We start from the raw sequence: 26,098 nt of genomic DNA, 5'->3' as shown, positions 1-26,098 counted from the left end.
CCGCCCAACGCCGCGAACGCGCCCGCATCCGCAGCGAGAAAGGCATCCGCTGGGGAGGCAGACCCCTCGCACCGGCCGCCTGAAACCTGTCACTCAACCCGGTGATCGTTTCCGGTCACAGCACTAGGCATGATCGAAAGTCCAGCCTACAGGCAGACGTGGGAGCGCAAGGAAGCCTGGTACCGCAGCGGCGGCATCCTTCCCGTCGAAGATGGCTCCGTGCATGAAGGCTCGCTGATCCTGACCACGGACAACCTCGACGGGGTGGACGTGCCGCAGTGGACCGAGCTGGCGCGCAAGGTGATCGGTGAGGTCCCGTCAGGCCCTGTCATCCCGCCCAAGAAGAAAGTGAAGAAAACCCTGCCTGGAGTCTGAATCCGGTATATCGCGTCCGGTTAGCAGGGCGGCCACAGACAGTCAGGCCGCAGGAGTCTGTGTTAACAACGTCAAATTGCTGCTGCGATTGACGTCTGATTGTTCGTGTACTGTTACAGCCATGAACGCGGAGTCCCCGGTCTCAGCCGCAGAGATCGCGCGGCTGGCCGGAGTGACGCGGGCGGCGGTCTCCAACTGGCGCAGAAGGTATGACGACTTTCCCGCGCCGGTCAGCGGCGGCCCGCGCAGTCCCCTTTTCTCGATGTCCGAGGTGAGCCTGTGGTTGGATCGGCACCGCAAGCGCGTTGAGGTTTCGCGCGAGGTGCTGGCCTGGCAGGGCCTGCGTGATGTGTACGGAAGTGACATGATCCGCGCTCTCGCGGATGCCGCTCAGCTGTTCGTCACCGGACACTCGGAGTCCCTGGACGACGAGATTAAGCCGCTGCTGGAGCAGTACGCCGCAGAGAGCTCGCCGGCCGAAGCGCTCGCCGGGCTCACCGAACGCTTCATCAACTCCGCCACGGGCTCAGACCGTGTGTCGGCTCCTCGCCTGATTCGTGCGGTCAAACACTTCGCGGGCTCGGTGAAGGGCACGGTGTTCGACCCCGCATGCGGCATCGGCAGCTTGCTCATCGCCCTCGGAGACACCCTGGCCGGGCAGGAGGTCAACCCGTCGGCGGCGCGGCTCACCGAATATCGGGCGAAGCTCGCGGGACTCCATGATGTGGCGATCAGGGTAGGGGATGCCCTGCGGGCGGACCAGTGGCCGGACCTCCGCGCTGACCTCGTGGTGTGCGACCCGCCCACGAACGTGCGCGACTGGGGCCGCGAAGAGCTGCTGCTGGACGCCCGGTGGGAGCTGGGGCCGCCCACCCGCGCCGAGAGCGAGCTGGCCTGGCTCCAGCATTGCTACGCGCACGCGGCGCCGGGGGGCAGGGTGATCATCGTGATGCCCGCCTCGGTCGCCTACCGTAAGGCGGGCCGCCGGATCCGTGCCGAGGTCGTACGGCGCGGCATTCTCACCGACGTGGTCGCCCTGCCCGCGGGAATGGTGACGTCCCATGCCCAGCCCGTTCATCTGTGGCAACTGAGCAGGCCTGTGTCCCCCGACGACGTCGGATCCTCGATCCGCATGGTGGACCTGACGGCCAACGACCCGGACGGCCCGTTCGAACCCTCTCCAGATCAGGTTGTGGACGTACAGCTGGTTGATCTCCTAGATGAGGAGGTGGACCTCACACCCGCGAACTATGTCGCGGCCTCTCACACCGATCATGTGGCGGAGTACTCGTCCGCCAGGCAAGCGCTCGCGAGCCGGCTCCAGAACCTGCTGGAGCTGTTGCCGCCTCTCGCCTCAGGGCCCGGCTCTCTCGACGGCGCCACGATCACGGTGGCCGACCTGGCCAGGGCGGGGCTCGTCGACGTCTCCGAGGGCCGGGCCCTGCCCACCAGCGATCAGCTCGATGACGCCTATGTGCAAGGGTTCGTGCGCAGCAGCGCCAACATCAGGCGATCGACAAGCGCCAGCGGCAGCTTCCGCGCCGATGTCCGAGGCGCGCGCATCCCGCAGATGTCCATTGAGGACCAACGACTCTACGGGCAGGTGTTCCGGGCGCTCGAAGCGTTCGAGCACCGCGTCAAAGAGCTCGCCGCACTGGGCGAACGGGCGGCCGCGCTGGCACGTGAAGGTCTCACCAGCGGCGCTCTGCGCCCTCCGACGGAGGAGTGACCGGCAGGAACGGGCTCGGTGTCCCGCTCCACGACACATGCAGCGCCTCCCTGGCCCGCGTGCACGCCACGAAGAGCACGCAGCGTTCCCTGAGCATGTCGCTGTCGTGCTGGATCCGATCCACATGCGGAGGCGTGATCTCCTTCGAGAACGGCACGGCGCTCGCTGTCACCCCTGCCACCGCGACACAGCGGAACTCCAGCCCTTTCATGGCGTGCATCGTCGCCAGCCGGACGGCGTCGGTGTCGGCCGCGGGCTGATCCCTGACCTTGACCACGGGCACGCCCGCCGCCTTCAGCCGGTCGCGGACCTTGTCCAGCAGGATGTTGAAGCGGGTGCAGACGGCGATCTCGCCCGGGCGGACGCCCTGCCCGATCCACTCCTTCACCCGCTCCACGACCGCTGTCACCTCGGCCTGCTCGGCGGGGAACCCCGTGCTGCGGGGCTGCTTGCCGTGCAGCAGCGACCGGTAGCCGGCGAGACTGTCGCTGCCGTCACCTCCGAGGTCCTCGACCAGGGAGTCGTCGAGCAGCCTGGCCGACCATGCGAGGATCTCGGCCGTGCTGCGGTAGTTGATGCGCAGCCGGCTGCTCCGCCCCGCGACAGAGATGCCGAGAGCGCCGAGCGACACCTTGGAGTCGTAGATCCGCTGGTGGGGGTCACCGGTGACGAAGAGGTCATCGGGCCCGTCGAGCACGGCCGCGCGCAGCACCCGCCACTGAGCCGGATGCAGATCCTGTGCCTCGTCGACGACCACGTGGTCGAAGCCGTGCCTCTTGAGGTTGGAACCGCCGAGCAGGCGGGTGGCCTCGGCGCAGATCTGCAGATGGGTGCTGACGCCCGCGGTACGCAACTCCGCGGCGAACTCCTCCATCGCCTGCCACACCCGCTCCCGCTGGCGCGGCCCGAGCGCCGTGCCACGGCCTCGCCGGCTCGCCCGCAGGTACTCCGCCCAGGTGGCCACACGCTGGGCAAGGACGACGTGCCGGTGCTCCTGATGCAGGAACTGCTCGTTCCAGGGCAGGTCGAGACGGCGCACGATGCGCCGCCAGATCTGCCGCTCGTCGGCGTCGCCGATGATGTTCGGGACGCGGCCGGCCAGCTCGCGGACGATCCGGTAGGCGAAGGCGTTCACCGTGGTGACGTCCACGCGCGCCAGCTGCTGGGGGTCGTCGAGGAGCAGGGTGAGGTTCTCCCGCAGCGACGCGGCGAGCGCGGTGGTGTAGGTGGTGAGCAGGATGCGGCTTTCCGGGGAGCGGGAGAGCAGGTGCTTGACCCGGTGCAGGGCGACCACCGTCTTGCCCGTACCAGGACCACCCGTCACCTGCGCCGACCCGTTGAAGGAAGGGCGGTAGGCGACCCGCCGCTGCGACGGATGCAGGAAGATCCGCCACGCCGCGAACGGCTTGTCCAGGATGTCGGCCAGCTCCTGCGGCCCGGTGACCAGCGTGATCCGGCTCATGGTGTTGGCGATCGCCATCTCCAGGCTCGGCTCGCCGGCCTGGTCGCCGGCAGGCCGGCGTTCCGCGACCACGTCCCGGTAGACCTCCTCGGGCGTGAAGCCCTCGGCGAGATATTGAAGCACCTCGAACTGGTCCTCGGGGAACAGGCTCGCGAAGGCCTCCAGCTGGGTCTTGTCGATGATGGTCCGTACGGGACGCAGCAAGTGGTCGTCGATGCCGAGGTCGCGCAGCACGGTGTCGGAGAAGCCGGCGAACAGCAGCTCCGGCGCCTGGGAAGCGGCCTTCTCCAAGGCGGGGGTGAGCTCCTCGATGGCCACCACGTTGCGCACCTCCAGTGCCAGGGTGGCGCTGTTGATGCTGATCCGGCGCTTCTTCGCCCAGTCGTAGGCGTCGTCGTGCGGCAGGATGTTCAGCAGCAGGAAGACATCACTGCCGTCGTCGGGGGCCAGCACGACGCCGCGCCAGAAGCCGGTGACCCGGACGGTCCGGATCCGCGGATCCTTGGCCTGCGCGACGGACTCCAGGTGCACGCCCTTCTTACCGTGGAGCTGGTCGACGGTGAGCTCCTGGAACCGTTGCATCACCTTGCGCACCCCCGCCTTGACGTCCTTCTCCAGGGCGTCGTAGCTCTCCCAGAAGGTGCTGGCGAAGGCGAGCTGCGGCACGAGGGGCCTCCCGGGGTGAGTAGTGGATCACCAGGGTACGGCTGAGCCGTTCACGAAATCTACGGTCATACACGTAGGACGGTGACCTGGCGGCCGGACGGTGTGGTCGCCTGCTCGAAGCCGCCGCGTTTCTTCCAGGATGGGGCTTCGGGGCGGCGGTCGAAGATCACCAGTACGCCGGTGGGGAGGCTGAGCCGGTCGAGATACCGGTCGAGCTGATCGAGACCTTCGCGCAATGGGTCGTCCCTGCCCGCCCGCCAGACCTTCAGCTCCATGGCCTCGCGCTGCATGAGCCGTTCGCCGCCTGGGCCGGCGTAGGGCCAGCGGATCAGTACGTCGAGGCGTTTGGTGCCGGCGGCGTATTCGCGGTCGAGGTGGCCGCCGCCGTTGACGAGGCGGTGGAGGAAGGCCATGAGGATGATCTGGCAGGCGGCTTCGTGGTAGCCCTCCTGGCGGATGAGGACTTCGCCGTGCTCGCGCCAGAACACGACGAACTCCTGCAACAGGCGCGGCAGGTCGAACCGGCCGTCCGGCAGGACGAAGCTGCGCGGATCGGCCATCACGTACTGTTCCGACGGGGCTCCCAGCACTCGCAGGATGACCTCCCGGTAGATCGGGTTGGCCACCTCCAGCGGGGGTTTCTGCTTGATCAGGCCCAGATCGCGGACGTAGGACAGGTCGTCGGAGAAGGTGGGGTCGACGTCGGGGAAGGCTCCGGCCACCACGGGTTCCATCACTCGCTTGACCCGGGGCTCGTGCAGCCGGGCCACGAGAGTGTCCAGGTGGGTGGCTCGCGCTCTGATCAGCCGCTCCTTGGCCTCTTCCACCTGCCCGGCGGTGATGGCGCCGGTCACCCCCATCTTGACGGTGATCTCGTGGGCGAGGGCGTTGACCAGCCAGGGTTGGCCCTGGGTGAGTTCGAAGACCCGGTCCACGGCGTCCTTGGTGAACTCCTGGCCGGTGGCCTGGGTGTGCTGGCCGTAGAGTTCGGTGATCTGGTCGGTGGTGAAGTCGCTCAGGCGCAGTGACTCGGCGATGATGTTGAAGGGGCTGGCCGGGTTCGTCCGGCCGGGGTCGCCGCCCGAGGCGACCTTGTAGTCACGTAGGTTGCGCAACCCGCACAGCACGACGGACGCGGGGAACGGATGGCCCTTCGGCCGCGTGTTGTGGCCGTGGCGGAGCTGGCTGAGGATGCTGACCAGGCTGTTGCCTTGCAGGGCGTCGATCTCGTCGAGGAACAGCACCACGCGGCGTGGGCTGCGGCGGCACCACTCGCTCAGCGCCGAGCCGAACCGGGCGCCCGGTGTGACCTGCGGCCAGGTGTCCGGCGGCAGCAGTTCCTCCGGCCATCCCGACTCTTCGGCGGCCTCGCGGAGGGCATCCAGCAGCAGCGACTCCGCGGCGGCGTAGTCGTCGCCGGCCGCCTTGGCGCGCTCGCAGGAGAACATCAGGGCGGCGGTGTTGCCCTCGGCGCTCAATTCGGTGGCCAGGGTGTCCAGAGTGGTGGTCTTGCCGGTCTGCCGGGGTGCGTGCAGCACGAAGTAGCGGTCCATGTCGATGAGCTCGCGTGCCTGGGGGAGCCGCTGCGCGGGAGGCAGCATGTAGTGGTGCTGAGGGCCGCAGGGGCCGGTGGTGTTGAAGTATCTCGCTCGGGGTGGCCGCATGGTCACATTCTGCCATCACGTGCTGTACCGAATGCGGGATTCCGCGTCGAGACGGCGGAGGTCGTTGAGCGTGCGCGTGCGGCTCTCGACCCGACTTGAGCGGCCTCTCCCGTCGGGTTTCTGGCCGTGGTCGGGAAGGTGTGGCGGTGAACCTTTTGGGTGCCGCTCTGCGTACATCCTGGCGTCTGCGCGTCTGAGGCCGGGGATGACCATGCTGTTCTGTTATGCGCCGCTTACGGGGGTTCCTGGGCTGGGGGATAATCCGGTTGTTCTCGACCATGCCGGAGAGCTGTGATGACGACCCCGCCGTCGCCGATCCCGCAGCCGTCGCCTGAGCAGCCACCAGTGAAGCCTCCGGCCCGGGCGGACGAGACCCCGGCGCCTCCTTCCCTGACCCCGCCCGCGGTCGCGCAGCCGCCCGACTGGGGGTATTCGGGGATCGATCCGGAGTTGATGCACGACTTCGAGCGCGACCTCGGCCAGGCGGAGACCACGCTCGGCAGGCACGAGCCGAGGATCCGGCGTACGTTGCAGGATCTCGATCTGGACACCTCGCGGCTGAACGCGCTGCGCGAGCTGGGCAACTGGATCGGCGCGAAACGGCCGGAGTTACGCAGCCGCAACGAGACGATCCAGGCGGCGAACTCGGAGTGGGACGCGGCGGGGGCCGGTGGGATGAAACCGTTCGATGAGGGTCTGTACGCCGCCGCCTCCGGGGACGCCGACGAGTACGCGGCGGCGGTCAAGCTGGGCAAGCTCGACCGCAACGGCGAAGTGGACGAGAAGACCGTCGCCGAGCTGGAGAAACGTGCGGGTGACGCGGGGTTTGCCACGTCGCTGATGTACGCGCTCGGGACGCAGAAGTTCCGCCACCTCATGGCGGCGCTGACGTACCAGAAGGATGAGCGGAAGCAACGGGTGCAGGCGGCGCTGGGCAGGGCGCTCGGCTCGGCCAGCTCGCGGCTGAGCACGTCCTGGCGGAAGGAACTGCTGGGCGGGCTGCGGGTGCCGGTGGATCAGCACGCGCTCGCGGAGTTGCTTCCGTACGGGAAGTACGACCGGGACTTTCTGGTGGCGGTGGCCAAGACCCTGGACGGCTTGGACCGGAAGACCTGGAAAGACCCGGCGTTGGCCGGGAATCCGCACGATCCGATGATCGGGGTCATGAGGGCGCTGGCCAACGACCCCAAGGCGGCCCAGGACTTCTTCGCCGGCGACCCCGGCATCATGAAGCGCTACGTCACCGAACGACCGATGTACGACGACGGGGCGGCGTTCGGCAAGGCGCTGGAGGCGGCGACGATGACGTACCGCGACCGTGACGGCTCATCCCAGGAACCATCGCCGGGATTCATCTCGGCCGCGATCGCCTCAGATTTCATCCATTGGGAGGCTCAGCGGGTGCTGGCCGGCACCGAAGGACCTTCCTACGCCACCACAGGCACTGCGGCACGAATCCTGGCTACTTACATCAGCGACGTAAACCGCGTCGCCTCGGCGGCCAGTGATGATGACTCTCCCGTGTTCAAAGCGAATCGTATTCATATCCCGAAAGAGGATCAGGTGTGGGGTGCGCAGCTCCAGAAGCAGGATGTGCGCGTGGTCATGGAGGATGCGTTCAAGCATGATCCGAAGGCGTTGGCGGCTATCGCGGCGGCACAGACTGCGTGGGCAAAGAAAATGCTCGACCACGGCGCAGCGCAGGCAGCGGGCGGTGAGGGTGACAGGACGCTTCAAGTAAATGCCGAAGAGATCGGTGCAGGCTTCGGGCTGATTACTGATGCGAGCGGGTTGGCCGCGATCGAAAAAGGGAAAAAGCTAGATGAAAGTCAGGAGCGGAATATGAAGATCTTCATGGCGGCGGTCAATACTGGACTCGCGATTCCTCAGGCTGCTGCCTGGGCTGTGACCGCTGGAACCATAGGTGCATGGACTAGCCTGATCGAAGACTCCGCCAAAGCTGACAAGAATCAGAACAAGGCGGTTCATGATGCCAACACGGCAAAGGACAAGGCCAGATTTTTATCCTATCAGATCACGGTGGATGCCATGCTGAAGCATGGGCTGTTTGGCGAAGCAAAATCTGCCGCCGCCACACACCCGTGGAGTTCCCTGCCGGAGTTGGAGAAAGGGGAAGATCCTCAGAAATCTCCTCACAACTTCCTGAAAGACGAGAGATCGCTGATGGAGCGACGGGAGATGGCTCCCTACAGCGGAGGAGTTCATCCGCGACTCCAGGCCTACGAGAGATGGCTCAATGAAGGGCTTGCCGGAGGTCGTTGGGAGAAGGTCGCCGACAATCTGGATGCGGGCTTCGAGAGAGGGTTCTCGGAGTACAAGCCGTCATGAGGATGTCGTCTGCGTTCTCTGCTGTGATGCTTAGCGTATTAGCTCTGCTATCTGCATGTCAGCAGCAGGAGACGCCTTCGGCGAACAAGGCGCTACTCCCATCGATAGCAACTCCACCCTATATTTGTGACCACATCCCTCTCGACGCGGTACGCCTCATGACAGGTGTGCATGATCCCATTGTGAGCGGGCGCTTCAAAACGTCGGAGAACGAAGGCTCGGGTTCTGGCGGATGCTTCGTGTATCAATCGACCGGCAAAAAGCCGAAGGTGCTGGATGTCACGCTGTCCCCTGCTGGGTCGAAGGAAGAAGTGGAGTACCGTATCCGTGAGGGAGCTAAGCGCCTGCCAGATATTGTTCCTGGCGCAGTCGGTTTCTACTTCCAAGACGGCAGTGCCGACAACACCCAGGCCGCCGCGATACTGGTGCATGGGTACGACCGCGTGATTGTAGAGCTAGTGCGAGGAGTCAAAGGGCGGGACAACGCGGCCGATGTGGTGGCCATGATGAAGCTGGTCGCGCCGAAGCTGATCCTCAACGCGACCCCCGCTCCTGAGAAGACCAAGGACTGAGCCGATGGCCGCGATGGTGCGCAACCCGCTGTACGAGGCGCTCCAGCAGGCCGTTCGTACGGTCGGCTCGATGATCGAGCAGATCGACGCCGATGTTGACCGGCCGTGCCGGATGTTCCGTTCGGGCAAGGTCTGGACCGGGCCGGCCGCCAAGCAGTTCGACGCGCAGCTCGCCCAGTTCAGCTCCCAGGCCCGGGCATCCGGGCAAGCGATCATGGACGAGCTGCGTCAGGCGCTGAGCCGTACGCCAACCGAGGTGCCCGAGGAGGAGGCCGCCTTGATCAGGCGAAAGTACGGGCTCGCCTGAGTTTCGCTGCGGCTCTCTCTCCGGGCGACCCCCCGGAAACGATCAAGTTCCGCGGGGCACGCTAGAAGTCGAAGATGCCGTTCTTGGCCCCGGCTATGAACTTGTCCCAGACCGCTCGACGGACAACCCACGGCTCGGCGTCCGGTTGCTCGGTGTCGCGCAAGGCGACGCGTCCGTCCGACAGATGCTTGGCCTCCAGGCAGTCACCGCCTTGACCGCTCGATGCGGTGATCCACCCGGCTGGACTGGCGATCTCCCTTGCGACTTCCTCATTCAACGCCACGTTGCACTCTCTCCTTGATCCGCTGGACCGACAGATACCCAGGGAGCGCCGCGCTGCGAATGAGCTCCAGTCGGTCCACGAGTCGCTTGATCTCGTCGGAGGAGTCAACGACGCGACCGTGGACGGCTGATTCGACGTAGGCGGCGATCGGCACTCCGTTCTCCAGTGCCAAGAGAGCGGAGCCGACCAGCACTGCCGTACACCGGGCTGCATACGGGAGAAGTTGGACGGTGAACCACTTGCTCTCGGCCAGGGCGATCAGGTGTTCTAGCTGACGGCGGGTCACGTGTTCGTCTCCAATCGGACGATACAGGATGCCCTCGTCCACGACAGCGAGGAATTGAGTGGGATTCGGCCGGTCAAATATGGCTTGCCGCTCTATTCGCGCCCTGACGGCATCCTCGACCTGCTGCGGAGTGCTATGAGGCTCGCCCTCGAAGATCGCGCGAGCGTACTCCTCAGTCTGCACCAACCCTGGCACGATGAGCGGAGCCCAGGTGGTGAGCTGATGGGCCCTCCTCTCGATCGGTGGCCATTGCCGGAACCAGTCAGGCATCCGGTTGCCGCTGATGGCGGGCCAGTGGGTGAGCAGGGCACCGTCAAGGCCCAGCGCCTGCTCGCAGAGCTCGATCAGCTCGCGCGTGGGATTCTCGTCGCCGCGTTCCACGTTACCGATGCGGCTCTTGCTGTAGCCGATGCGGTCGGCGAGCTCGGCCTGAGTCAATTTAGCGGCATATCGGTGTTTGCGTAGATCGGCGCCGAAGCGTGCCGCCGGGCCGGCGGTCGGGTCCAGTTCTTTGGGGGCTGGCATCTATTCTCCCGTGGCCACGTCCATTCCAGTCTTTCTGGCTTGGTGCCAGTTGAAGTCTGGGATTGCTCTGGGATTGTTTCGCAGAAAAATCTAGCGCCTGGTGGGCAAGGTTGGGAATGGCCGCCGGAGATTCGTTGATCCGCGTATTCCCATCGCAGAAGTCGAGTAGAGCGGCCCGTGGCACGTGGCAAAGCGAACAAAACGGGAAGGTAGGTGATGGAAATGTCAGGTATGCGCATAATTGGCGAGATGCGGTTTCCTGGGTGCCCCGAGATAGTCCGCGATGTGCGGACATATATCGCAAGCTGGCTCGTTATGGAGTTGCCGGAGACCGCCGACGACCACGACCTTCTGGACGACGTGCGGCTGCTGGCCAGCGAACTCGCCGCCAACGCGATCAAGCACACCGTCTCGGGTCGCTGGGGACGCGGTTCCTTCCGGGTCCGCATGCTGCTCGGCGCAGGCCAAGCCCGTGTCGAGGTCGTGGATCAAGGGTGGTGGTCAGGGCCGAGACTGCGTGCCGACCCCCTCGGCTCTTGCGGTCGCGGACTCCATCTGCTGGCAGCCATGGCGACGAAATGGGGCGTCAGACGGCGCTGGCTCGGCCGGATCGTGTGGTTCGAGCTACCTGTCCAGGTCCATACGGTGGCACGCCGAGAACTTGACAGAAGGTCCATGTGGCACGACGACCCCTGACCTTTACAACCTGCGCATCACATCATGATTGGGGCCAGGTTCCCCGGGGTGCCACGAACGTGCCCCGCCCTTGGATGGTGATCACCCACCCTTCCTCGCGGAGGAGTTCCATGGCACGCCGGACGGAACCGCGTGCGATGCCGTGCTCCTGCTGCAGTGAGGTCTCGGAGGGTACGAGTTGCCGCTCTTCCAGGTCGCCGGCCTTGATCTTATCCCTGATGATCCGCGCGAGCTGCTCGTAGATCGGCGTTGGGTCAAGCTGGTCGACTTTCACGCTCTACACGTTAGTGACGTGCATGTATGGCTATTACGCTCGGTACGTGCAGGACAGGTTGTACGTCATGGACGTGCTGTACGTGCTTGACGTGGGATCCGTTTATCACGTTCGCGGGGCGCCTGCCGGGCGGCCGTCAAGATTGGATGTTGCGTCGGATATGGAAGTTTCCGGACAACTGGCCAGATCGGCCATGGACCTGCGCTTCTCACCTCTCCTCGTTGCGGATGTCCAGGCCATGCTGGAGAAGCACGGCTACCGGCTGCCTTCGGGTGGCGGTCATGCACGCGACCTCGTCATGGACCGCGTCAATCTAGCCCTGAAGAACCTCGTCGAGATCTTCGAGGGAAGGACCGCGTGACATGGCGGCGATCCCCGACTTCCACGGCCCGCACGTTGAGCCGCCGCTGACTGGGCACGTCAAGTTGACCTGGTACGCCCCCGTTTCTCGGACGCCGCGCATCCGGGTGATGTCGCACACCTGTGAATGTCGCGTTACGACGTACGAGCTGTGTGCCGCCGCCGGCCTCGGCTTCGTTCGCCGTTCCGACCGCCAGAAGAAGACGGTCCACGAAACCGTGTGGACGTCGACTGCGAACGCCAGGCGCACCTTCGACCAGATCTTGAACGGGGAAGCCCGCTGATCCAGGCGGAATCACCGTCAGGACGGTCGGAGGGGTGAGTGACAGCAGCCATGAAGGGGGGTGCGCGGCATGGACGACGTCAAGACTCGGAACGGCCTGCTCAACCAGAGCGAAGCCGGCCGCTTCCTCAGCATCCCGCAGCAGACGTTCAACCACTGGGCGCGCGGCTACGAACGAAGCCGTCCCCTGCTGCACGTCTTTCCTCAGCCCGCCGAGCATCGGATGGCCACCGTTCCTTTGTGGCCATGGCGGAGGCATATGTGCTGGACGCGCTGAGGGCCGCGGGGGTGAAGCCGCGCAAGATCCGTCCCGCGTTGGAACGTCTTCAGCGCGAGTTCGGAGAATATGTTCTCGTCGCCCCGGAACTCGCCCCGGACGGCATCGATGTCCTCTGGGACTTCTCGAGGACTTCTCCGGAAGGGGAAGGGCTGATCGAGGGCAGCGCCGGACAGCAGGTGATCCGCGAAATCGTGACCGACTACCTGCAGTACCTCGTGCGCGCGGAGGACGGCTACCCTGCGATGCTTCGCCTGCGCCACTGGACGCCTTCGAACATCATCGTGGATCCGCTGCGAGCCTTCGGGCAACCCATCTTCGAGGAGTCTCGTACCCGTGTGGCGGATGTCGCCGCCATGGTGAGGGCGGGGGGAGGATTTCGAGGTGATCGCCGATGAGCTCGGAGTCACCATCGAAGACGTCCGGACCGCCGCCCGCATCCTCGTGGGCCACGCCGCCTGAGTTTTACCTCGACGATAACAGCGTCAGCTGCACTATTCGTAAATTGCTTACCGGTCTGGGATATCGGGTTCACAGTCCTGCTGAGCTGTACGGGTCAAGGGGACAGTCCCGCGAGACATCCTCGGGTCGCTGGAGTGCCTAAGCATTCGGTGGTCCGGCGTGGCGGGGGCCGTAGCCGGGCGGGGGAGTAAGGGTTGAAGCGTATTTCTCACCGTCGATGAGCGGGGTGTCAAGGCTGAGCCCCGCCGTGGCCATGCGATCGTACTCGGCCAGGACGAGGTCCTTGGTGCGGTAAGTGCCGTACTTGGCGATCTCGTTGTTCTTGAGCCCGCCGGTCTCGGACTGGAAGGTCTCCAAGACGTATTCCACGTCGTCGTGGGCGATCCCGTAGAGGTGGAAGAAGTAGGCGTCCAACTCGGCCCGGATCTGTGCGCGTCGGTCATCGCTCCATCGGAACGGCGCGCCCAAATCTCCGAGGTCGCAAGCGAGTGAGACCATATCATGAGCGGTATATACCAATTCGAGAACCCGAGGCACGAGGAAGGCGGTGTGTAGTTGCAGCATGTCCGGCGTAGGAACTGGAAGCTGCTTCCAAGTCATGAGAGCCATATGGATACCGCCCACCTTCTGTCGGCTAACAAAGTCGAAGATCAGAGAGCTTTGCGCAGCGATGAGCGCTGCAGTAAGCGTCGGCGGGACGTGTGGAAGCATCAGTGGGAAAGTGTGTCCTACGGCGGTTCGTGGAATGAATGCAGGTGTGGCCGTGCGCTCGTTGGTTGACGAGGTAACGTCGCACCAGCCGCAAAGCCACTCGTTATCCCATTTCAGGCCATCCAGACGTACCGAGACGCCTGGGATTTCGACATCCTTATCTTTGCGGCGTGTGGGGACCACCCCTTTATCGACGACCCAGTTTAGCGAAAGTGCAAACCGGTTTGGGTTCTGGAGCTCGCTTTGGGTCAAATAGCGTGGTTGATTCTGCCGATTAACCGCAGTTTCGCTCTTGATGACGTCGGCGGTGCGATGGTTGAAAAAGTTGACCATTTTCGCCTCGTATAGTGGCAGCATTCGCTCATCGTCTCGTGTGAAAATATTTCCGAGTAGCTCCCAGCCGTCGGCCTCCAGTTGAGCTCGTGTTCGGAATATGTCCGAGTCATCGGTCATATGGAAGAGCGTCGGCACGAAATCGATATTCCAAGGGTTATTTTTTTCTTTGGACTCATCCCAAAGTACAGGAAGGCGGCGATATATCGCGACAGTAAGGTCGGCGTCGCGGCGCGACCTGAAAATAGGAAGGTTCCCGGTATTAGGGCTGAGGAGTGTGATCTCGTCCGGGCTCAGCTTAAAGGTGCGACCGGTGTCGTCTAGGTCGGTAGCATCCAGTAGGAAGAAGGCGAACCTCGCCGCTGGTTCGCGCATGCCTTGTCCAGTCATCGAAAGCAGACAAAACTTGTAGCGGGAGTCCACGCCGACGAAAATCGGCTTTCGGTTCTCGAAGTCATACAAAGATGAAATTGCGCCGCGCCGAGCGAGGTTGCCGAATAGGAATTGTGCGCCTGCGCTGGTGGCGATTGCGGTGGGGATGATGCAGCCGGTCCGGCCTTGAGAGGTGACAATCGAGGAAAAACGCTCGGCAAAAAGCTGGTCAATTTGGAGCATTGTGACCCCTTTGGCCGACAAACCCTTGGCACAGAAAGGGAACATTCCAGACCCGCTGGCGAAAAGGAAAGTCGACTTCACTCGGCGGCGTGCGGCCCAATATTCTTCGCCAGCGTCGGAGTTCTCCGTCGTCCATTGGGCAATCTTTGTACGGCGCGCTATACCGGAGATGGCCGCAATCGATGGCTCGACCACGCTGAAATACTTCTTGTCCTCGAAGTCGAGCTTGTCCCACGGCGGATTTCCCAGTACGCAAGTGAAGCCACCAGCCCAGCCGGTCCCCGAGTTCGCATCGCCTGTCGCGTGTTCCGGGACCGTGAAGATGTCCGGGAAGGCCAGGTGCCAGTGGAAGAAGCGGTACTCCTCACGCAGCCGTTCGATCTCGTTCAGGGTCGCGTCCGGGACGGGATCCCCGTCTGGGTCCTGGAGCCTGCGGAAGACGTTGTGCGTGATCGCAGGTGGCGCGTCCTTGGTCTTGTGCCACATGAATGCCGCACACCACGCATCCGCCACCCGCAGCGCGTCCAGGTATTCCGGTGAACTCTCCCAAGCCTGATACTCCGCAGCCTGGGCGTGGACCTGCTGCAGATTGTCGGATGGCGCGGTGGAGATCCGGCGCAGGCCGGCGGCGAAGGCCGTGTTGGCGACCTTGCCGTCCGAGCTCAGCTCGAACAGGCCGCCCTGACCGGCGCGCTCCTGCTCGTTCTGCTTGCCCAGGAATCTCGCGTACTTCTCGTCGTCTCCTTCGACCGCCTTGAACGCCTTGGTCGGAATGCCGTCCCGCATCAGTGCGGGCGTCGCCCCGATGAGGGCGTTGCCGTGCTTGATGTGGGCGTCCAGGAAGCCGAGCGGCTTGCCCGGCTCCAGGGCCTCCAGCCAGAGCGACACCTTGGCCAGCTCGACCGCCATCAAGTTGAGGTCTACGCCGTAGACGCAGCGGGCGATCACCTCGTGCAACGCATGCCGTACGGCATCCAGCGTCGGCTCCGGGTTGCCCTCGCGGATGGCGGCGACCCGCTTGGCGATCCGGCGCGCGGCGGCCACCAGGAAGTGGCCGGACCCGCAGGCCGGATCGCAGACGGTCAGCGAGAGCAACTCCGCGACGATGTGATCGGCCGGGTCGGGCGAGCCCGCAGCCGCCGCCTTGGCCTCGCCGCGCTTCTGCGCGTCGTCGATGACCGGGTCGAGAGTGGAGTCGAGCAGGGTCTCGATCAGCGAGCTTGGCGTGTAGTACGAGCCTGTCTTCTTGCGGTCGTTGCCCAGCCGGTTGACCAGCTCGAACGTGCGGTCGACGGCGCTGTGCTTGGGCACCAGCTCCAAGAGTGACTCGTAGATCGAGCCCAGCTCCTCGGCGCCCATGTTCCGGTAGTCGACGGACCGCCAGCGGGTCGAGCCGTCGTCCTTGACCCGGGCGAGGTGCCGGATCGCTTCCAGAAGGTAGGAGTTGGCCAGCGCCGCACCCCGCAGCGGGGCGTCGGCCCCTGTGTCGTCGAAGAGCCCGCCCAGACCGGGCAGGCCGAGCTCAGGGCGGCCGTTCTCGTCGCCCAGGGAGTCCAGGACGATCCGCAGGGCCTGGTAGAGGTCGGTGTGTGAGGTGCCGCGCCGGCGGAGGGCATGGCGGCGCAGGCGTGCGGAGGAGAAGTATTTCTCGTAACGCTCGCGGGTCTGCTCGCTGGTGCCCGGCGGGTGGAGGGCGTCGCGGTCCTCGGCCACGAACAGGAAGATCAGCCGGTAGGCCAGCCGGAGCAGCGCGGCGTGGAACGTGTGCACGTCCAGCTCTGCGCGGAGCCGCTCGTTGGCCGGGTGCTTGAGGAAGCCGGTGCCCAGAGCCGTGATGGCCCTCTGAACGCCGTCGCGGTGGCTGTCCAGGGCCCGCGTGCCGGACGCGATCGCCTCCACACGCCACTTCTCCAGCCAGCAGGCCGAAGGCGCCTCGTTCTCCTCGACCTTGAACCTGGAGTAGTGCAGCAGCCGGTACAGCAGGACGAACTCGCTGAACAGCTCGCCGTCGAAGATCGCCTCAAGGTTGAACTCGACGTAGGAGGCGGTGGCCAGCGCGCTGGAGTCGCGCAGCAGGCGCAGCCGCCGGCCGTTGGTGACCACGCCCCACAGGTGAGCCTCGGTCCGGTTCAGGAACTCCTGCACCAGCGACTGTGCCGGGATCAGGCCCCCTGCGCGCTTGTCCAGATCGGCGTTCCAGGCGATCAGATGGATCGGGACATGGTTCCAACGATGGCTGATCGCGAAGGTCTTGCCGCCGTCGTCGGACGGCATGCCGGCGGCGCCGTTGGCGGTCAGGTCGCCGTAGCCGCACTCCGCGAAGAGCGGTGCGAGCCACTGCGAGATCGCCACACCGGTGGGGTCGGCCGGGGCGGCGGCCTCAGGCGCGACCGGAAGCGTGCCCCGCAGCTCCTTCCACACCGACTTGAGATAGTCCCAGTGCCGTTCGGCGTCATCACGCACCGAGCGGGCCCCGTACACCTTGTAGTCGGCGGGCAGGCAGCCCGGCACGCCCTTGCCCTCCGAGATCCGGATCAGGATGTCGGAGGGGAGGAGGCCGCCGACCGTGTGGACGGCGGAGAAGACCTGGTTGCGGGTGACGGCGGACATCAGGCGACCCCTCCGGCGGGCAGGTAGACGTAGACGCCGAGGATGTCGGCGGGATCTTGCACGGTGACGTCCAGGCCACGGATGATCTCGCCCGAGGCGCTGCGGACGCGGCGGTGGGAGTCGTGCAGCTCGGCTTCGAGCCGCTTGCCGTACTCCCTGAGATGGTCGGCGGTGGCGGGCAGGCCGTCGAGCACGCGGGCCATGGTGCGTTCGCCGAACACCGCATCGGTGTTGTCATCGGCGCTCGCCTCGACCAGCTTGAGCGCTTCCTCGTCCGGCAGCCACCCGGCGCCCGCCGGCGAACCCTGAAAGGCCAGCAGCCGGGCGTCCTCGGCGACGAGCTGCTTCTCGCCCGACCGGGACGGCAGCGTGAGGTGGAAGCGGTAGCGCACCAGCAGCAGCGTGGTACGGGTGGCCACGGCGTTGGTGCGGATCACGCCGCAGCGCCTGGCCGCCCGCTTGCCGTTGCGGTCGCTCTCCAGCGCGGTGTTGAGCACGTATCCTGCCAGCGCGCCGACCACGGGGTCGGTGCGCACCAGCGCCGCCTCGCCGCGTGCCACGGCCGCCGTGGCCCGGAACGGGATGGCGCGGCCCAGCTCGACGGCGTCGCCGCCGACGACGGGCGCGAGCGCGTCCCGCAGCCCGGCCGGGGTCCCGCTCACGTCCGCCGTGAAGTCACCGGGGCCGTCGCCGCGCAGCACGCCGTCGAGGGCGGGCAGGGCGTACCGGACGAAATCGTGGACCTCGTCCGACCGGCCCAGGGTGTCGCGGATCGCGGCGACCTCGCGCGCGACCTCTTCCGGGTGGATGGAGCGCTGGGCGAAGCGGGAGCGGGAGGTGCGCTCGCGCTCCGCGGCCGAGTTCCACTCCGACTCCAGCTCCTCCGCCTTCCTGTCGAGCTCCTCCAGGCCGAACAGCGCCTCCTGGTCCGGGCGCTGGTCGCGCATCAGCAGCCACTCGACGAGCGCGTCCGTCACCCCGGTGGAGGCGGCGTCCGGGACGGAGACGGAGATGCCCAGGTCCTTGAGGATCTGGCGGTGCTTCTTGATGAGGACTTCGAGCACCTTGCCGTCGATGCCGTTGTCGCTGCCGTACAGGGTGATGACCCTGACGGTGTCCTTCTTCTGGCCGTAGCGGTCGACGCGGCCCTCGCGCTGGTCGTGCCGGGTCGGGTTCCAGGCCAGGTCGTAGTGGACGACGGCGTCGAAGTGGTGTTGCAGGTTGACGCCCTCCGACAGGCAGTCGGTGGCGACGAGTACCCGGCGGGCGGCGCCGTCGTCGCCGGCTTCGTCGGCCAGCTCCTCGATGCGTTGCAGCCGCTGCTGGGGTGACAGCGTGCCGGTGACGGACCTGACGACCGACTTCTTGCCCAGCTTGCCGTCCAGGTGCGCGGCGACGTACTCGGCCGTGGGGATGTAGCGGCAGAAGACGATCGGGTTGTAGCCGTCGGCGAGCAGCGCCTTGAGGTGCTTGACCAGGGCGGCCAGCTTGCGGTCCTGGTCCGGCCCCTCCAGCTCGGCCGCCCGGTCGGCCAGGTGCGCCAGCCGCGCTCCCGCCCCGTCGATCTCCGCTCCCGGAGCGGCGTCGAGCCCCTCCATGGCATCGCTGTCGGCGGCGTCGCTGGTGAGCGGCGCGCCCAGCCGGTCTGCTTCCTCGGCGGTGGCGGCGACCGCGGCGGCCGAGCGGGTGCGCAGCGTCTGGGCGGCGGCGCGAGGAGAGGAGACCAGCGAGCGCAGCAGTGCGATCGCCGACCACCAGGCGATGCGCGCCTCCCGCTTGCCGCGCTCGCCCGCCGCCGACACGCGCTCGCCGGCGTAGGCGATCGCGTCGTCGAGCAGCGCCCGGTACGCGGGCGAGAGCCGGTACGTCTCGTCCTTGAAGTGGCGGTCGGACGGGAAGGAGGTGTCCTCACGCAGGCTGTCGTCGGCCAGGCCGTCGTTCACGGTGAGGAACTGCCGCACGTCGGCCCGCTTGCGCTGGACGAAATGCTGGGCCAGCAGCCGCCGCCCGGCCTCCGAGTCGAGCTCGACGGTGGCGAGCTCCGGCCTGATCAGCCCCAGCAGGTTGCGGAACGCGCTCTCCTTGCCGCTGTGCGGGGTGGCGGTCACCAGCAGCAGGTGCCGCCCCGCGTCGTCGGCCACGCGCTGGAGCAGCTCGTAGCGGAGCTGGTTCTGGGTCGACGCGGCGGCGTCGTCAGCCGCCACGCAGGTGTGCGCCTCGTCCACGATGACCAGGTCGGGGCAGTGCCGGACGAAGTCGTCGCGGTGCCGGGTCGACTTGATGAAGTCCGTAGAGACGATCACGTTCGGGTGCCGGTCGAACAGCGACTGGCCCAGATCCAGGCCGCGTTCCAGTTTGGAGACGGTCGAGGCCAGCACCAGCTCGGCGTCGATGCCGAACTTCGTCCGCAGCTCCTCCTGCCACTGCTCGGCCAGGGCGGGCGAGCAGAGCACAGCCAGGCGCTCCGCGCCGCCCTGTGCGAGAAGCTCGGCGGCGATGAGGCCGGCTTCGACGGTCTTGCCGATGCCGACGTCGTCGGAGATCAGCATGCGCACCGTCTTCTGGCGCAGCGCCATCATCAGCGGCACCAGCTGGTACGCGCGCGGCTCGACCGCGATCCCGGCCAGCGAACGGAACGGCCCGGCACCCGAGCGGAAACCGATGCGCAGCGCCGAGCGGAGCAGCCCGGCGTCGCGCTGGTTGCCCAGATCCTTGGGGGAGGGCGGGGCGAACCGCGCGCTGCCCACGTCCTCGAACGCCGGGAAGACGGCGGCGACGTCGTCGTCGGAGCCGCCCAGCGGGCGCAGTACCAGCAGGTCATCAGCGCTCTCGGGGAGCACGACCCAGTCGCGGCCGCGCGCGGAGACGAGCGAACCGGGGGAGTAGGCGGGCATCAGGCGTTTCCTCGCGTCGTCAGGGTGCCGAAGTAGCGCTCGTTCTGGGCCACGATGGCCGCCCAGTCGGCGTCATGGGGGAAGCGGATCACGTCCCAGGCCGCGTTGAAAAGGCGTTCCTCCGCCTCGGCGTCCCGCTCGGCGACCACCGCGTGGTCGTGGACCGGGCCGTCGACGAAGACCGCCACCTTGACGCCGGGCAGCCGGTAGACGTAGTCGGGGCGGGCCAGCGCCTCGGTGACGAAGGTCTGCGCCTCGTCGGGCAGCCGCAGGCCCTGCTGCTTCAGCCAGGTCACGAAGTCGCCTTCCAGCGTGCTCTCGGACTGCCCGACCAGCCGGGCCAGCTGCTCGGTGCGGCTCTCGCCCCGTCCGGTCGTCCTGGCCTCGGCGCCGGCCAGGCGCAGCAGCAGATCGCGGACCGAGTGCCGGTCGATCGCGGCGTGGTCGAGCTGGTTGCCGTAGGTGAGCAGGCACTCGTAGCAGCCCCGGGCGCACGGCCGGTCGGAGCGCGCGTGGCAGAGGTCGGCGCCGTCGGGAGCGAAGTGGCAGATCGCCAGCGCCTCCGCTGCGGCGCGGGCGAGGGCGCGCGGCTCGGACTGCATCAGGCGCAGCACGCCGGCGCCGCCCTCGGCGGCCTCGGTGAACAGCATCCGGTCCCGAGGGCCCTCGACCGGCGGCAGCAACTCGCTCGTCAGCTCGGAGTCCTCCAGCTCGAAGGCCGCTTCTATGCCGCGTTCGAGCGCGTACATGAGGGAGAGCGCGACCGGCGCGGGCAAGGGTTCATCGAGTTTGAGCACCAGAATGTTACGGGTGTCCTGGACATACGGGATGACGCGCTTGCGCTGCCGCTTCTCGTTGCCGTCGGCGTCCACGACCGGCAGTTCTCTGGAGTCACCGGACGCCTCGGAGGCCTCGCGCTCGTTCAGCCAGCGGCCGTCGGCCGGGTCGAGCCAGAAGCCGTCCGGCTCGTCCTTCTTGGCGCGCAGCCGGCCCAGGTTGGAGATGCGGACGGTGGCCGAGTCGCCGAACGACAGCGTGGCGATCTTCCCGGCCGGGTCGCCGACGATCGCGTCCCGGCGGCCGGTGCGGCGGCCGTGGTCGTTGAACCGGTAGGACGTCACCAGCCGGAAACCCGCCCGGCGCCGCTCTTCCTCGTCGGAGGAGATCCGCTCCCTGCGCTTGGTGTAGACGGTGTGGAGCTGGAGCAGTGCGCGCGTGGTCTCGCCCAGGGGCTGGTCGCACATCTGGCATCGGTCGGCCCGCTCACTGATGTCATGGTGGTAGCCGCAGGAGGCGCAGCGCTGGGCGTCGGTGGTGATCACATCGCCCGAGGCGTCCGGCTGCAGCTGGATCCGCTCGACCTGATAGCGCGAACCCTCGTGGTAGATGAGCGCGCCGGGGCCGAACTCGCGGATGGCCAGGAAACGGGGCCGCTGCAGATAGTCTCCGTCGCCGTAGCGGCGGCCGACCGTCGGGATGTAGGCGGCCAGCGGCAGGCGCGGGAAGGAGTAGCCGGGCAGGAACCCCTCGCTGGCGAGATAGCGGTAGGGGTTGAAGTCCGACAACACCGACTTGCTGTCCACGCTCTCGTTCTTGAGCAGGTCGAGCTGGGTCTCGGCCTGCTTGCGGCGGCTTTCCGCGATCTTCCTGTCGCGCTCGGTGAGCGTGTGGTCGAGCCGGCGCCGGTTCTGCTCCGCCTGGTCGACCAGGGCGGCGCGGAACAGGTCGCGCCAGCGGTCGAACGCCCGGTCGAACGCCTCCGGGGCGCGACGGACCTGCTCCTCGATCCACTCGTCGTGCCACCAGGTGGTCTCGGCGAAGTCGGCCAGCACCCCGCCGAACACCCGGCGGGCAGCGGCAACGGCACGCCGCTGGGCTGCCGGTTCGTGGATGTCGGCGTCGATGGTGGAGTGCAGCGCCAGCGCGGGGTCGGGACGGCGGACGTTCTCGTCGTAGCTCAGGTCGATGATGCCCGGGATCGTGTTGCCCAGCTTGAGCCGGGCTTCTGCCAGCCAGATGGCGTTGACGTGCGACCGGACCAGGTCCTCGTTGGCCAGGTCGAGCCGCGGCGGCGCCACCGCTCCCGCGACCATGCGCTCGGAGCGGCGGAAATAGTACTGGTCGTGGCTGTTGCCGGTAGCGCAGTAGGTCGTCACCAGCGCGGGCTGGCCCGACCGGCCCGCTCGGCCGCTGCGCTGGGCGTAGTTGGCGGGCGTGGGCGGCACGTTCCGCATCATCACGGCGTTGAGCTCGGAGATGTCCACACCCAGCTCCATGGTGGGGGAGCAGTAGAGGAGCTTCAGATCCGCCCGGCGGAAGGCGTCCTCACGCCGTTCCCGTTCCTCGGGGGAGACCTGAGCGGTGTGCTCGCGGGCCGACAGCCCGGCCAGGGCGGCGGCCGTGTCGCGGTACAGGTCGCGGAAGAAGACGTTGACCCGGGGACCGTCGCCGCTGGCGTAGGTGCGGGTCAGCGGGTCATGGCAGCCCGTCTCGCCCGTTCCCGCCCGCCAGAGGAGACAGGCGGCCGAGACCCGGTAGCCGGTGATCGGCGGGCCGGCGGGACGGCGCCTCCAGCCGGCCCGCTGCGGCGCGGCCTCGACCGTCGTCAGCAACTGGGCTGTGGCCAGCACCTTCATCAGGTCCACGATGACTTGCTGGGTGTCGTCGATGGACAGCTTCGGGAAGTGCAGCCGCCTGAGATATTTACCGAACTTGCCGCGCCCGGACAGGAACAGGCCCGACCGGTCGATGCCCGGCCGCGAGCCCTGCGGGTAGGCCGTGCCGACCTTGGGCCTGTCGCCTTCGGCCAGCCGCCACGGCTCGATCAGCCGCTCCTCACTGGCGCGCTGGAGGCTGTCGAAGTCCTCGCGGAAATACTCGACGTCGATGGCCAGCGCACGGCGCATCTCGTCCAGGAGCGCCCGCATGATCTCCGCACGGCGCCCGGCCTCGGCCTGCCGCAGCGCCGGATGCTTCGCCGCCTCCCACCGCTGGTCGTTGGCGGAGAGCCAGTCGAGGTCGGCGTAGTCGATGACCAGCAGGCCGGTCTGCTCCAGGTTGGGCATGGTGACCCGCCAACCGCGCTCCAGATCGAGGTAGAGGCGGAAGGCGATCACGTCACGCAGCGTCTTGGCGGCGCGAGCGGCCATCGACGGCGCCAGGTCGTCGCCTCTGGCGTAGTCGGTCACGGCCAGGCCGAGCGACTCCGACACCCGGGAGGCCAGATCTTCGTGCCGGATGCCCCCCTCGCCCGCCGCCCTGGCCGCGTGGAAGAGCGCGCTGCGCAGCTGCGTGATCTGGACGAAGTCGTTGAAGTGTCCCGCCTGCAGGGAGGCGTCCTGCCGGTTGTCGACGAAGGTCAGCAGCTTGCGGGCCCTCTTGTCGAGCGCCTCGGCCGGCACCTCCTTGAGCGATCGGACGATCGAGGCGGAGACCAGCGACGTGGCGGAAGAGCGGCCCTCCTGGTCGAGCCGGGCCAGCTTGGCGAAATCCTTGCCACGGACCTGCTCGTAGCTCACCCCGCAGTGCAGGCAGAATAGGAACGGCGAGGGAATGAAGGCGGCCTTCAGCTCGCCGCGCCCTTCGACGCCGTACGGGTCGACGGTCACCGATCGCGGGACCCTGGGACGGTAGGAGTCGCGCACGATCTCCCCGCCCTGCTCGTCGTACTCCAGCCACGACTCGGGCAGGCGGCGGCGGGCGACCATCTCCTCAACGGTGGACGGCCAGGGCCGGGTGGAGTCGATGTAGAGATAGCCGTCTCCGGCGCGGCCCGCCGTGGCAGCGGTTTCCGGGCGCGTACCGTACACGATGCTGTTGTCCTTCTCCGTGCGCCACACGGTCAGGTACTCCTGGCCGCACTCGCGGCAGAAGGCCAGCGGCAGCAGGATCTTGCCGCCGGAACCCGGCTGGTAGAGCTGGTAGTCGCGGGTCATGTGACGGCTCTGCGCGTCCTCCAGGGTGACGTAGACGGTGTCGCCCTTGGACAGGAACTGGTGCAGCCGGAAGGCGAACAGCGGACGCTCCGTGACCGGGTGCCTGGCCTCCGAGCCTGCCTTCAGCGTGGCCCTGATCGCCTCAGCGCACGTCTGCGCGCCCAGACCACTGCGTTTCGCGAGTTCGGCCGCGGCGTCCTCGATCTTGGCCGGCTTCTGCCGGACCAGCCGGCCCTCCTCGTCGACGGCCAGGCCGAAGCGGGTCTCGATCCAGCGGGCCAGCGGATCCCTGACGAGGTCGTCATAGGCGCGTGGAGCGCCCGGAGCGGTCAGCCGTTCGACGGGCACGGTATCCGGCGGCTCCTCCGTGGCGCGCACGAGCGTCTCACCGATCACGTTCTCGGGGGTGATCGGGGTGCCGAAGAGCGTCGTGGCGACGCGGGCGACCGCCTCGCGGCGATCCTCGGCCGTGCCCTCGGTTGCCATGGTCGCCGAGGTGCCGATGCACTGCAGGCGCTCGGCGCGGCACGCCTGCCGGACCCGGCGGATGAGCAGGGCGACGTCGGCGCCCTGCCGGCCGCGGTAGGTGTGCAGCTCGTCGAAGACCAGGAACTCCAGCCCTTCGGCCATCTTGATGAGCGACCGGCGGTCCTCCGGCCGCGTGAGCAGCAGCTCCAGCATCACGTAGTTGGTGAGCAGGATGTCCGGCGGGTTGTCGCGGATCTCCTTACGGCGGCTCTCGTCCTCCTGACCCGTGTAGCGGGCGAAGGTGACCGGCTCCCTGCCCTCGCCGTAGCCGTCGGTGAGATACTTTCTCAACTCGTTGAGCTGGCTGTTGGCCAGGGCGTTCATCGGGTAGACGATGATCGCGCGTACCCGCTTGCGCGCTGCCGCCCCCTCCGTTTCGCGGTCCTTGAGCACCTTGTCGACGATCGGCACGATGTACGACAGCGACTTGCCGGAGCCGGTGCCGGTCGTCAGCACATACGAGCCGCCGCTCCGGGCGGTCCTGACGGCTTCGAGCTGGTGCTGGTGCAGCGTCAGCGGACGGCCGTCGCACACCGTGCCCCCCTCGGTCTTGCCGACCTGGAAGATGCGGGTGCACTCCTCGTGGAGGATGCCGTTCTGATGCGCCTCCAGAACGGTGCCACCCGACTTGAAGAACGGGTTCAGCGACAGCCACGGGTCCGGCCACTGGGACTTGCCGTCCAGATCCTCCTCGACGAAGGCCGCGATCCGGTCGTCACGGATGATCGTGCCGCCTTCGGTGAAAGCCCGGTAGTCCTTGATGAGCCGTTGATGCACGCCGAAGACGTCCATACCTGAGCCTGCCGGGCGGGGCTCGGGAGCAGCCGCGCGAGCGGCGGGCCGCTCGGCCGGCCTGGCAGCCAGGTGGTTGACGGGGTCGAAGGCGTCCCAGCCCGGAACCTTGTCCTCGCCCGAGGCGAACGGCAGCAGAGCCTCCCGGACGGCGACCGCGTCGGCGGGACGGTCGGCAGGGTCCTTGGCGAGCAGCCGTTCCACGAGCCGGGCCACGTCCTGGGGCACGTCCGAGCGCAGCAACCGTACGGGCGGCGGCGCCTCCTGGAGGTGCTTCTGGCCCAGCTCGTACGCGGACTCGCTATGGAACGGGGGGACACCGGTGAGCAGCTCGAACAGCACGCAGCCGAGCGCGTAGAGGTCCGCCGCCTGGGTGACGGAAGAGGCGCGGAACTGTTCGGGGGCCATGTAGCGGGCCGTGCCGACCGTGACGCCCGTGCTCGTCACCTTGATGTGCTCGCTGTCGCCGATGATCCTGCCCATGCCGAAGTCGAGGACCTTGATCAGGCCGCCGCGCAGCAGCATCACGTTGGCGGGCTTGAGATCGCGGTGAATGACACCGGCCGAGTGCGCTGCCGCGAGCCCGTCGGCGATCTGCGCGCCCAGGGCGGCGGCCCAGGAGATGGGCAGCTGGGGGTGCTCGGAGACGAGGTCGCGCAGGGTTTCGCCATCGAGGAGCTCCATCGCCAGGTACGGCAGGCCGGAACGGTCCATGCCGCCGTCGATGGTCCTGGGAAGATTGTGATGGTCGAGCCGGGCCATGATGCGCACCTCGCGAGCGAAGCGCTGCATGGCTTTCTCCTCGGCCGGGGAGCCGGAGGTCATGCCGAGGCGGCTTCTGAGGATGAGCTTCACCGCGACCATGCGGTTGTCGGCGTCTTTGTGCGCCTGAAGATCCTCGGCGCGGTGAACCTCCCCCATGTTGCCTTTGCCGATGGCCCCCTTCAGCCGGAACCGGTCCGCCACCATGTCTGGGTTCACGGGCACTCCCTTGTTCAACGCCGCACCGGTCAAGCATCCACCGGCGTAGAGTACACGTCGATGGTCGAGTTCGGTATATGCTTTGCGTTGACGGCGTCAACACATAAAAATGAAGTCACATACCGATTT

The 26,098-nt window shown here is 67.0% G+C and carries 18 protein-coding genes; 10 read left to right on the top strand and 8 right to left on the bottom strand.

Annotation, left to right across the window (positions count from 1 at the left end):
- Window positions 1–129: 129 nt before the first annotated feature.
- Entirely contained in the window at window positions 130–375 is a 246-nt protein-coding gene (locus ABGB01_RS36440) for a hypothetical protein (protein ID WP_347778123.1), read from the top strand.
- Between the two features lie 121 nt (window positions 376–496).
- Window positions 497–2,104 (top strand): N-6 DNA methylase, encoded by a 1,608-nt coding sequence (locus tag ABGB01_RS36435; protein ID WP_347778122.1) that lies wholly within the window; start codon window positions 497–499, stop codon window positions 2,102–2,104.
- Here the strand turns inward: ABGB01_RS36435 and ABGB01_RS36430 are convergent.
- Both ABGB01_RS36430 and ABGB01_RS36425 read right to left on the bottom strand, forming a co-directional pair.
- Window positions 2,067–4,232 carry a DEAD/DEAH box helicase gene (locus ABGB01_RS36430; protein WP_347778121.1) on the bottom strand — a complete coding sequence of 722 codons (2,166 nt, stop codon included), beginning with the start codon at window positions 4,230–4,232 and terminating at the stop codon, window positions 2,067–2,069. The genes ABGB01_RS36435 and ABGB01_RS36430 overlap by 38 nt on opposite strands.
- 65 nt (window positions 4,233–4,297) lie before the next feature.
- Window positions 4,298–5,896, bottom strand: a complete 1,599-nt coding sequence (locus ABGB01_RS36425) for an ATP-binding protein (RefSeq protein ID WP_347778120.1) — start codon at window positions 5,894–5,896, stop codon at window positions 4,298–4,300.
- A gap of 294 nt (window positions 5,897–6,190) precedes the next feature.
- Here ABGB01_RS36425 and ABGB01_RS36420 point away from each other — a divergent pair, with 294 nt between their 5' ends.
- From ABGB01_RS36420 to ABGB01_RS36410, 3 genes are all read left to right on the top strand, one after another.
- Window positions 6,191–8,245: a DUF6571 family protein gene (locus ABGB01_RS36420; RefSeq protein ID WP_347778119.1), complete on the top strand. Its 2,055-nt coding sequence runs from the start codon at window positions 6,191–6,193 to the stop codon at window positions 8,243–8,245.
- A gap of 182 nt (window positions 8,246–8,427) precedes the next feature.
- Window positions 8,428–8,817 carry a hypothetical protein gene (locus tag ABGB01_RS36415; protein ID WP_347778118.1) on the top strand — a complete coding sequence of 130 codons (390 nt, stop codon included), beginning with the start codon at window positions 8,428–8,430 and terminating at the stop codon, window positions 8,815–8,817.
- Between the two features lie 4 nt (window positions 8,818–8,821).
- On the top strand, window positions 8,822–9,124 hold the full coding sequence (locus ABGB01_RS36410) for a hypothetical protein (protein WP_347778117.1): 303 nt from the start codon (window positions 8,822–8,824) through the stop codon (window positions 9,122–9,124).
- A 61-nt stretch (window positions 9,125–9,185) separates the two neighbouring features.
- Here the strand turns inward: ABGB01_RS36410 and ABGB01_RS36405 are convergent, their stop codons facing one another.
- Together ABGB01_RS36405 and ABGB01_RS36400 are read right to left on the bottom strand one after the other, a co-directional pair.
- Complete coding sequence (locus tag ABGB01_RS36405; RefSeq protein WP_347621009.1) at window positions 9,186–9,407, bottom strand: DUF397 domain-containing protein; 222 nt, start codon at window positions 9,405–9,407, stop codon at window positions 9,186–9,188.
- Entirely contained in the window at window positions 9,394–10,218 is an 825-nt protein-coding gene (locus tag ABGB01_RS36400) for a helix-turn-helix transcriptional regulator (protein WP_347778116.1), read from the bottom strand. Before ABGB01_RS36400 ends, ABGB01_RS36405 begins: the two co-directional genes overlap by 14 nt.
- 216 nt (window positions 10,219–10,434) lie before the next feature.
- On the opposite strand from ABGB01_RS36400, the gene ABGB01_RS36395 reads away from it, so the two are divergent.
- Window positions 10,435–10,914, top strand: coding sequence for an ATP-binding protein (locus tag ABGB01_RS36395; protein ID WP_347778115.1), 480 nt, complete (start codon window positions 10,435–10,437; stop codon window positions 10,912–10,914).
- 22 nt (window positions 10,915–10,936) lie between these two features.
- On the opposite strand, the gene ABGB01_RS36390 is transcribed toward ABGB01_RS36395, so the two are convergent.
- Window positions 10,937–11,188, bottom strand: a complete 252-nt coding sequence (locus ABGB01_RS36390) for a GntR family transcriptional regulator (RefSeq protein WP_347644031.1) — start codon at window positions 11,186–11,188, stop codon at window positions 10,937–10,939.
- 67 nt (window positions 11,189–11,255) lie between these two features.
- On the opposite strand from ABGB01_RS36390, the gene ABGB01_RS36385 reads away from it, so the two are divergent.
- From ABGB01_RS36385 to ABGB01_RS36370, 4 genes are all read left to right on the top strand, one after another.
- Window positions 11,256–11,549 carry a hypothetical protein gene (locus ABGB01_RS36385; protein ID WP_347778114.1) on the top strand — a complete coding sequence of 98 codons (294 nt, stop codon included), beginning with the start codon at window positions 11,256–11,258 and terminating at the stop codon, window positions 11,547–11,549.
- Window position 11,550: 1 nt separating this feature from the next.
- Window positions 11,551–11,832 (top strand): hypothetical protein, encoded by a 282-nt coding sequence (locus ABGB01_RS36380; RefSeq protein WP_347644029.1) that lies wholly within the window; start codon window positions 11,551–11,553, stop codon window positions 11,830–11,832.
- 69 nt (window positions 11,833–11,901) lie between these two features.
- Window positions 11,902–12,108 (top strand): hypothetical protein, encoded by a 207-nt coding sequence (locus tag ABGB01_RS36375; RefSeq protein WP_347778113.1) that lies wholly within the window; start codon window positions 11,902–11,904, stop codon window positions 12,106–12,108.
- Window positions 12,093–12,506: a hypothetical protein gene (locus ABGB01_RS36370; RefSeq protein WP_347778112.1), complete on the top strand. Its 414-nt coding sequence runs from the start codon at window positions 12,093–12,095 to the stop codon at window positions 12,504–12,506. The genes ABGB01_RS36375 and ABGB01_RS36370 overlap by 16 nt, the downstream gene beginning before the upstream one ends.
- 202 nt (window positions 12,507–12,708) lie before the next feature.
- Here ABGB01_RS36370 and ABGB01_RS36365 read toward each other — a convergent pair whose 3' ends face one another.
- Genes ABGB01_RS36365 through ABGB01_RS36355 form a run of 3 tightly spaced genes read right to left on the bottom strand, consistent with a single transcriptional unit; the run spans window position 12,709 to window position 25,969 of the window.
- Window positions 12,709–16,839 (bottom strand): DNA methyltransferase, encoded by a 4,131-nt coding sequence (locus ABGB01_RS36365; protein WP_347778111.1) that lies wholly within the window; start codon window positions 16,837–16,839, stop codon window positions 12,709–12,711.
- The gene (locus ABGB01_RS36360; RefSeq protein WP_347778110.1) at window positions 16,839–19,733 is read right to left on the bottom strand and encodes a DEAD/DEAH box helicase; all 2,895 of its coding nucleotides are present in this window, start codon (window positions 19,731–19,733) and stop codon (window positions 16,839–16,841) included. The genes ABGB01_RS36365 and ABGB01_RS36360 overlap by 1 nt, the downstream gene beginning before the upstream one ends.
- Entirely contained in the window at window positions 19,733–25,969 is a 6,237-nt protein-coding gene (locus ABGB01_RS36355; RefSeq protein WP_347778109.1) for a protein kinase, read from the bottom strand. The genes ABGB01_RS36360 and ABGB01_RS36355 overlap by 1 nt, the downstream gene beginning before the upstream one ends.
- Window positions 25,970–26,098: the final 129 nt, after the last annotated feature.

The sequence above is a fragment of the Nonomuraea sp. B5E05 genome (assembly GCF_039880665.1).
Classification (GTDB): domain Bacteria; phylum Actinomycetota; class Actinomycetes; order Streptosporangiales; family Streptosporangiaceae; genus Nonomuraea.
This window is presented reverse-complemented; position numbering and strand designations above follow the sequence as displayed.

Excerpts from the sequence above, each read along its gene's own strand:
- ABGB01_RS36420 (WP_347778119.1), top strand. The coding sequence starts at position 6,191 with ATGACGACCCCGCCGTCGCCGATCCCGCAGCCGTCGCCTGAGCAGCCA.
- ABGB01_RS36385 (WP_347778114.1), top strand. The coding sequence starts at position 11,256 with ATGGACGTGCTGTACGTGCTTGACGTGGGATCCGTTTATCACGTTCGC.
- ABGB01_RS36365 (WP_347778111.1), bottom strand. The coding sequence starts at position 16,839 with ATGTCCGCCGTCACCCGCAACCAGGTCTTCTCCGCCGTCCACACGGTC.
- ABGB01_RS36395 (WP_347778115.1), top strand. The coding sequence starts at position 10,435 with ATGGAAATGTCAGGTATGCGCATAATTGGCGAGATGCGGTTTCCTGGG.
- ABGB01_RS36360 (WP_347778110.1), bottom strand. The coding sequence starts at position 19,733 with ATGCCCGCCTACTCCCCCGGTTCGCTCGTCTCCGCGCGCGGCCGCGAC.
- ABGB01_RS36400 (WP_347778116.1), bottom strand. The coding sequence starts at position 10,218 with ATGCCAGCCCCCAAAGAACTGGACCCGACCGCCGGCCCGGCGGCACGC.
- ABGB01_RS36375 (WP_347778113.1), top strand. The coding sequence starts at position 11,902 with ATGGACGACGTCAAGACTCGGAACGGCCTGCTCAACCAGAGCGAAGCC.
- ABGB01_RS36410 (WP_347778117.1), top strand. The coding sequence starts at position 8,822 with ATGGCCGCGATGGTGCGCAACCCGCTGTACGAGGCGCTCCAGCAGGCC.
- ABGB01_RS36380 (WP_347644029.1), top strand. The coding sequence starts at position 11,551 with ATGGCGGCGATCCCCGACTTCCACGGCCCGCACGTTGAGCCGCCGCTG.
- ABGB01_RS36435 (WP_347778122.1), top strand. The coding sequence starts at position 497 with ATGAACGCGGAGTCCCCGGTCTCAGCCGCAGAGATCGCGCGGCTGGCC.
- ABGB01_RS36440 (WP_347778123.1), top strand. The coding sequence starts at position 130 with ATGATCGAAAGTCCAGCCTACAGGCAGACGTGGGAGCGCAAGGAAGCC.
- ABGB01_RS36425 (WP_347778120.1), bottom strand. The coding sequence starts at position 5,896 with ATGCGGCCACCCCGAGCGAGATACTTCAACACCACCGGCCCCTGCGGC.